A 7263-nucleotide genomic window follows, 5' to 3' on the forward strand; every position below is an offset into this window, starting at 1 on the left:
CGACGAAATCGAATTCTAACGAATTACCGATTTCTGTCCCACTCTCTTTTTGTTTTTTAGGTGTTCTCTCTCGTTTTCTTTCTTTTTAAAGTGTGGTATACTAGAGGGACGAACTCGGTTGTGAGGTGTGTTTCTGACAAGTCAATCAGGAAGCACAAAATTAAAAAAAGGATTAGGACCAAACAATGGCAAAAGAAAAAATTGTACTTCTTTATGGTGGCCGTAGCGCAGAGCGCGAAGTGTCTGTACTTTCAGCTGAAAGCGTCATGCGGGCGATTAATTATGACAAGTATTCTGTTGAGACCTATTTCATTACTCAGACGGGAGACTTCATTAAGACCCAAAGCTTTGATGAGAAGCCTGCTGAAACAGAACGCTTGATGACCAACGAGACCATTGATTGGGAAGCTAAAGTATCTCCGAGCGGTATCTACCAAGAAGGGGCGGTTGTCTTTCCAGTCCTTCACGGACCAATGGGAGAAGATGGATCGGTTCAAGGTTTCCTAGAAGTCTTGAAACTTCCATATGTGGGATGTGATATCCTTTCTTCTAGTGTGGCGATGGACAAGATTACCACCAAACGGGTCCTAGAAGCTGCAGGGATTCCACAAGTTCCTTATGTGGCTGTCCTTGAAGGAGATGACCTAGAAGCTAAAATTGCCTTAATCGAAAAGGAATTGACCTATCCGGTCTTTACCAAGCCTTCTAATATGGGCTCTAGTGTCGGGATTTCAAAAGCAGAGAACCAAGCAGAACTTCGCAAGTCTTTGGAATTGGCCTTTAAATACGATAGCCGTGTTTTGGTTGAGCAAGGTGTCGTAGCGCGCGAAATCGAAGTAGGATTGTTAGGCAACTACGATGTCAAGAGCACCCTACCTGGTGAAGTGGTCAAAGATGTAGCCTTCTATGACTACGAAGCCAAATACATCGATAATAAGATTACGATGGCGATTCCAGCTGAAATTCCTGCAGAAGTTGCTGCGACCATGCGTCAGAATGCAGAACTAGCCTTCCGTGCCATTGGTGGCAAGGGTCTCTCCCGTTGTGATTTTTTCTACACAGAGGACGGGGGCATCTACTTGAATGAGCTCAATACCATGCCTGGCTTTACCCAATGGTCTATGTATCCTTTACTTTGGGATAACATGGGCTTGTCCTATCCTGATTTGATCGAGCGTTTGGTTGAGTTGGCAAAAGAAACCTTTGAAAAGCGCGAAGCGCACTTACTTTAAGAAACTGTTCCTAGCGGGAGTGGGAGATGAAGTCAACTCATAGAGGAGTCGCTTTTCTTCCTGCTCCCACTTTTTAGAGGAGAATACCATGAATGTAACCTTGCACGAAGTGGCTCGTGTCCTGGCTGTTCGCAATGATATCAGTCAATTTGAAGATTTTGATTTACAGAAGCCAGAATTTGATAGTCGTCTTATTGGTCCGGGGGATCTCTTTGTCCCTCTCAAGGGGGCGCGTGATGGGCATGATTTTATTGAAACCGCCTTTGAAAATGGGGCTGTAGCGACCTTGTCTGAAAAAGAAGTAGAAGGCCACCCGTATTTGTTGGTAGATGATGTTCTAGGGGCCTTTCAAAAATTAGCACAATATATTTTGGAGAAGAGTCAAGTAGATGTCTTGGCGGTCACCGGTTCAAACGGTAAGACAACGACCAAAGATATGTTGGCTCAACTGCTGTCTACTACTTATAAAACCTATAAAACACAAGGGAACTACAACAATGAGATTGGCCTTCCTTACACGGTTCTCCATATGCCAGAAGGAACAGAGAAGCTTGTCCTTGAAATGGGACAGGACCATCTAGGCGATATTCATCTCCTCTCAGAAATTGCCCATCCAAAAGCAGCCATTGTGACCCTCATTGGGGAAGCTCACCTGGAGTTTTTCAAAGATCGCAAAGAAATCGCTAAAGGGAAATTGCAAATTGCGGATGGCATGCCAGCTGGTGGCTTGCTCCTAGTGCCGGCCGATCCGATCGTGAATGCCTACCTCCCTGAAAAACAAACAGTGGTCCGCTTTGGGCCAGATGAGGAGATTTTTATTACCGAGTTAATCGAGCGAAAGGATAGTTTAACTTTCCGTACTAATTTCTTAGAAGAAGCGATTGATCTTCCGGTAACAGGAAAATACAATGCGACCAATGCTATGATTGCAGCTTATGTTGCCTTGAAAGAAGGAGTGAGTGAAGCTGCGATTCGTGATAGTTTTGAAACCTTGCAATTAACGCGCAACCGCACAGAATGGAAGAAGGCAAGTAACGGAGCGGATATTTTATCTGATGTCTACAATGCCAATCCGACGGCTATGCGCCTGATTTTAGAAACCTTCTCGACCATTCCTGCCAATCCAAATGGCCGCAAGTTGGCTGTATTAGCAGATATGAAAGAACTAGGGGAGCAATCCATTGATCTGCACAACCAAATAATTCTCAGCCTCTCGCCAGATGTCTTGAATACCGTCATTTTCTACGGTCAAGATATTGAGGGACTGGCTCAATTAGCGAGTCAGATGTTCCCACTCGGACATGTCTATTATTTCAAGAAGACCGCTGAGGAAGACCAATTTGAGGACCTGGTCAAACAAGTCAAGGAAAGCTTAAAAGAGCAGGACCAAATCCTCATCAAGGGAAGCAATTCCATGCATTTAGCCAAATTGGTAGAGGAATTGGAGAATGGTAAGTAATAATGTACTGAAGAACATTCAGCGCTTGATTTCAATCACTAATACAGGCTTAGCATTCTCAAAAGATCCATTTGATCAAGAGCGCTATCAAGATATTCGTGCTATTTTACAGGATTTTGTGAGAGAAACGACTGATTTGAATCCACAAGAACTATCGGATTTGTTTCGCCCGACAGACCATTACGACACTCCCTTGATTGATGTAAGGGCGTGGATTGTCAAAGATGGAAAACTTTGTCTGGTGAAAGGTCAGGGAGAAGAGACCTGGGCCTTGCCGGGTGGCTTTGGTGAGGTTGGCTATTCTCCAACAGAAAACATTTTAAAGGAAATCCAAGAAGAAACGGGTTATTCTGCGCGTGTTATCAGATTGTTGGCAGTGTTTGATACCAATCGCTACCAATTGCAAAGCCGCCAATATGTGAAATTGGTATTTGAATGTGAATTATTAGATGGAAATTTTGAAAAGAACCAGGAAATTTCCGATCTTGCCTTTTTTGAGAGAGAAAAAATACCTGCTCTTTCTACCAAGCGCAATACAGAAGAACAATTGAACTTCCTTTGGGAGGTTTATGATGGGAAACGAGATTTGTATTGTGATTAAAAACGATCTATAAATTAAAGGGATATAAAATGACACTTTGGGATTTATTGTTTACGAACCAAAAATCAGCCCCACCTGAGTTTGGGCTCTGGTATTTCATTCTGCCAGCTTCTTTGTTGGTGGTTGGCTACTTTTCCATTAGATATGCGCAGTCCAAAAGCTACCAACGCTTTTGGTATTGGGCACAGTTGATCCAAGTCTTGACCATCAATGCTTGGTATATTCTTGCCCACATGCCTTTGACGGATAATTTGCCTTTTTATCATTGCCGCTTGGCCATGTTGGTGATTCTCTTTGCCCCTAAAGGGACCTATATCAAGCAATATTTTGCTCTCTTGGGAGTTTTGGGATCGATTGCGGCCTTGGTGTATCCGGCCTTTGATCCTTTCCCATTCCCTCATATCACTGTGTTGAATCTGATTTTTAGTCACTGGGCCTTGCTTGCCAATAGTTTGATTTACCTACAGGATCATTATCAATCTGAAAAACAAGACAGCTTGAGAATTTTCAAGATTACTTTTGGCATGAATGCGGTGATTTTCTTGGTCAACCTTTTGACGAAAGGGGATTATGGCTTCTTACGGCGTCCACCAATCATTGGAGACCACGGTGCTCTCTTGAACTACCTCTTGGTTAGCTTTGTGATGGTAGCTGGAATTTTCTTGGTCAACCAACGTTATAAGTACAAATACAAGATGGTTGAAGAGACTGTCGGTTCGCGTTCGGAATAGAAATTAGATGAGCTGAGGGGAGGAAGACATGAGTCTTTGGGATTTATTTTTCACCAGTCAACCAACGGCTCCACCTCAATTGGGGGCTTGGTATTTCTTGTTGCCGACATCATTGGTAGTGGTGGGGCTTCTATCTATTCGATTTGCCTCTTCCAAAGGCTATAAAAATTTTTGGTATTGGGGGCAATTGATCCAGTTGCTGATTATCAACTCTTGGTATATTGCAGCACATTTGCCTGTTTCAGAAAGTCTTCCCTTCTACCATAGCCGGATGGCCATGTGGATTATTCTCTTGGCTCCCAAGGGAAGATTCAAGCAATATTTTGCTCTTGTTGGTGTCTTTGGATCTATCATGGCTTTGGTTCATCCCGTCTTTTATCCCTATCCTTTTCCTCATGTATCCTCGATCAACAATGTCTTTGGCCACTGGGCCCTCTTGGCCAATTGCTTGATCTATCTGGTTCAATCCTACCAGGTGGAAGAAAGAGATGCTTGGAAAATCTGTCAGATGACTTTTGGGGTCAATGCTATTATTCAGCTGGCTAATCTCGTAACGGGTGGAAATTACGGCTTTATGCGTCGTCCTCCTGTAATTGGCAATCATGGGCTCGTGCTCAATTACTTAATCGTGACCATCCTGATGACAGGAACCCTTATCCTGATCAATGCGATCGTTAAGTCCAGTAAGAAAAGAAAAAGAACATCTGAATCCGATTAATAAGGAGATCCTATGCATCATTTTTTTACAACTGAATCCACTGCACCACCTGTTATCCCGCTCCTTTGGTATGGGGTCATGGTTCTTTTAATTGTAATGGCAGTTTGGGCTTCATTACGTTACTATCAAAATGAACAATTTCGGAAGATCTTTCGGAACTTACAAATTTTTCAATTGATCTGTCTCTATATCTGGTATTTTGCTTTTCAGCTTCCCTGGTCCAATAGTTTACCCTTGTACCATTGTCGTTTGGCCATGTTTGCTGTCTTGCTCTTACCAGACCGATGGAAGAGCAAGCAGTTTTTTGCCTTGATGGGAGTCAGTGGGGCGATCTTTGCCTTGGGTTATCCGGTCTTTGACCCCTATACCTTCCCTCATATTACGAGCTTTTCTTTCCTCTTAGGTCATTACTGTCTCTTGGTTAATTCCTTGATTTATCTCTTGAGATGCTATGATTCGAGCCTCTTAAAAAATCGAGAAATTGTTCTTTATACCTTCGTCCTCGATTTATTTCTAGTCGGTGTCAACCAAGTCACTGGAGGAAATTATGGACTCATGGCCCGGCCACCAATTATCAAAGGGGACATCCTCCTGGTGAATTATGTCGTGGTTTCCAGCATCCTAGCAGCAGCCTTGCTTCTCTTTAATGTATTTTTCAGTCGCAGAAGAGAGCGGGTTATAGTTAGCAAATAACTATCATCAAAGAAGACTAGAATCGCATGATTTTAGTCTTTCTTTTTGATTTCAATGATGAATCATCGTTGAAAAAAGCCTCTATTTCCGCTATAATAGGTTAGTTAAGGTAAAAGGAGAGAACCAATGTAGAAGGATCCTACTTACTAAAAAATACGTTTTAAAAAAATAACTGAGGAAGAAAGAATGACAATAACTGACGAAATTAAAAAACGCCGTACCTTTGCCATCATCTCCCACCCGGATGCTGGTAAAACGACGATTACAGAGCAATTGCTCTATTTTGGGGGAGAGATTCGGGAAGCTGGTACTGTTAAAGGAAAGAAAACTGGAAACTTTGCCAAGTCTGACTGGATGGATATCGAAAAACAACGTGGGATTTCGGTAACCTCATCTGTCATGCAGTTTGACTATGATGGGAAAAGGGTCAACATCCTTGATACACCAGGGCACGAGGACTTTTCAGAAGATACTTATCGGACCTTGATGGCAGTGGATGCTGCGGTCATGGTGGTGGACTCTGCCAAGGGTATCGAGGCCCAAACCAAGAAATTGTTTGAGGTTGTCAAACACCGTGGGATTCCAGTCTTCACTTTTATGAATAAGCTGGACCGTGATGGCCGTGAGCCATTGGATCTCTTGCAAGAATTGGAAGAAGTCTTGGGCATCGCTAGCTACCCGATGAATTGGCCAATCGGGATGGGGAAAGCCTTTGAGGGGCTCTATGATCTCTATAACCAACGCTTGGAACTTTATAAAGGAGACGAACGCTTTGCAAGTCTAGAAGATGGAGATAAGCTCTTTGCTAATAACCCCTTCTACGAACAAGTGAAAGACGATATCGAACTCTTGCAAGAAGCAGGAAATGAATTCTCTGAAGAAGCTATTCTTGCAGGTGAATTAACTCCAGTTTTCTTTGGTTCAGCTTTGACCAACTTCGGAGTACAGACTTTCTTGGAAACCTTCTTGAAGTTTGCTCCAGAGCCTCATGGGCATAAGAAAACAGACGGAGAGATTGTTGATCCATATGACAAGGATTTCTCAGGCTTTGTCTTTAAAATCCAAGCCAATATGGACCCTCGTCACCGCGACCGGATCGCCTTTGTTCGGATCGTATCGGGTGAATTTGAGCGGGGGATGAGTGTTAACCTCCCTCGTACCGGTAAGGGTGCTAAGCTATCTAATGTCACCCAGTTTATGGCCGAAAGCCGTGAAAATGTGACCAATGCTGTAGCAGGAGATATCATCGGGGTTTACGATACTGGTACTTATCAGGTTGGAGACACGCTGACAGTTGGCAAAAACAAGTTCGAATTTGAACCACTGCCAACCTTTACGCCTGAAATCTTCATGAAGGTATCTGCCAAGAATGTCATGAAGCAAAAGTCCTTCCATAAGGGAATCGAGCAATTGGTGCAAGAAGGAGCTATTCAGCTTTATACCAACTACCAAACGGGTGAATACATGTTGGGAGCTGTTGGTCAATTGCAGTTTGAGGTCTTTAAACACCGAATGGAAAATGAGTACAATGCAGAAGTCGTTATGAGTCCAATGGGTAAAAAGACTGTTCGCTGGATCAAACCTGAAGATTTAGATGAGCGCATGTCTTCAAGTAGAAACATTCTGGCCAAAGACCGCTTTGACCAGCCTGTCTTTCTCTTTGAAAACGACTTTGCCCTCCGCTGGTTTGCGGACAAGTATCCAGATGTTGAACTAGAGGAAAAGATGTGATTCAGTAAGTCTACTTGATTGCAAAGCAATCTAAGTAGACTACGAGGCTGGGACAAAAGTCCTAGCCTCTCAATTGTCTTTGGATTATCGAGCAAGAC

The 7263-nt window shown here is 43.2% G+C and carries 7 protein-coding genes; all 7 read left to right on the forward strand.

Going from position 1 to position 7263, the window contains the following annotated elements; translation table 11 throughout:
* The first annotated feature begins 185 nt into the window (after positions 1-185).
* The 7 genes from RCH62_RS08080 to RCH62_RS08110 all read left to right on the forward strand — a co-directional run bounded on the left by RCH62_RS08080 (position 186) and on the right by RCH62_RS08110 (position 7165).
* Positions 186-1232: a D-alanine--D-alanine ligase gene (locus tag RCH62_RS08080; protein ID WP_306474988.1), complete on the forward strand. Its 1047-nt coding sequence runs from the start codon at positions 186-188 to the stop codon at positions 1230-1232.
* A gap of 88 nt (positions 1233-1320) precedes the next feature.
* Positions 1321-2691, forward strand: coding sequence for a UDP-N-acetylmuramoyl-tripeptide--D-alanyl-D-alanine ligase (murF, locus tag RCH62_RS08085; protein WP_306474989.1), 1371 nt, complete (start codon positions 1321-1323; stop codon positions 2689-2691).
* Positions 2681-3292: an NUDIX hydrolase N-terminal domain-containing protein gene (locus RCH62_RS08090; RefSeq protein ID WP_306474990.1), complete on the forward strand. Its 612-nt coding sequence runs from the start codon at positions 2681-2683 to the stop codon at positions 3290-3292. Before murF ends, RCH62_RS08090 begins: the two co-directional genes overlap by 11 nt.
* 29 nt (positions 3293-3321) lie before the next feature.
* Positions 3322-4023, forward strand: a complete 702-nt coding sequence (locus RCH62_RS08095) for a TIGR02206 family membrane protein (protein WP_135781947.1) — start codon at positions 3322-3324, stop codon at positions 4021-4023.
* 28 nt (positions 4024-4051) lie between these two features.
* Positions 4052-4741, forward strand: a complete 690-nt coding sequence (locus RCH62_RS08100; protein ID WP_135781948.1) for a TIGR02206 family membrane protein — start codon at positions 4052-4054, stop codon at positions 4739-4741.
* 12 nt (positions 4742-4753) lie between these two features.
* Positions 4754-5434, forward strand: coding sequence for a TIGR02206 family membrane protein (locus RCH62_RS08105; RefSeq protein ID WP_135781949.1), 681 nt, complete (start codon positions 4754-4756; stop codon positions 5432-5434).
* A 186-nt stretch (positions 5435-5620) separates the two neighbouring features.
* Positions 5621-7165 (forward strand): peptide chain release factor 3, encoded by a 1545-nt coding sequence (locus RCH62_RS08110; RefSeq protein ID WP_154858584.1) that lies wholly within the window; start codon positions 5621-5623, stop codon positions 7163-7165.
* Positions 7166-7263: the final 98 nt, after the last annotated feature.

The sequence above is a fragment of the Streptococcus sp. genome (assembly GCF_030825805.1).
Lineage (GTDB): Bacteria > Bacillota > Bacilli > Lactobacillales > Streptococcaceae > Streptococcus.

Coding starts and splice junctions, on each gene's coding strand:
- murF (WP_306474989.1), top strand. CDS start 1,321: ATGAATGTAACCTTGCACGAAGTGGCTCGTGTCCTGGCTGTTCGCAAT.
- RCH62_RS08105 (WP_135781949.1), top strand. CDS start 4,754: ATGCATCATTTTTTTACAACTGAATCCACTGCACCACCTGTTATCCCG.
- RCH62_RS08080 (WP_306474988.1), top strand. CDS start 186: ATGGCAAAAGAAAAAATTGTACTTCTTTATGGTGGCCGTAGCGCAGAG.
- RCH62_RS08095 (WP_135781947.1), top strand. CDS start 3,322: ATGACACTTTGGGATTTATTGTTTACGAACCAAAAATCAGCCCCACCT.
- RCH62_RS08090 (WP_306474990.1), top strand. CDS start 2,681: ATGGTAAGTAATAATGTACTGAAGAACATTCAGCGCTTGATTTCAATC.
- RCH62_RS08110 (WP_154858584.1), top strand. CDS start 5,621: ATGACAATAACTGACGAAATTAAAAAACGCCGTACCTTTGCCATCATC.
- RCH62_RS08100 (WP_135781948.1), top strand. CDS start 4,052: ATGAGTCTTTGGGATTTATTTTTCACCAGTCAACCAACGGCTCCACCT.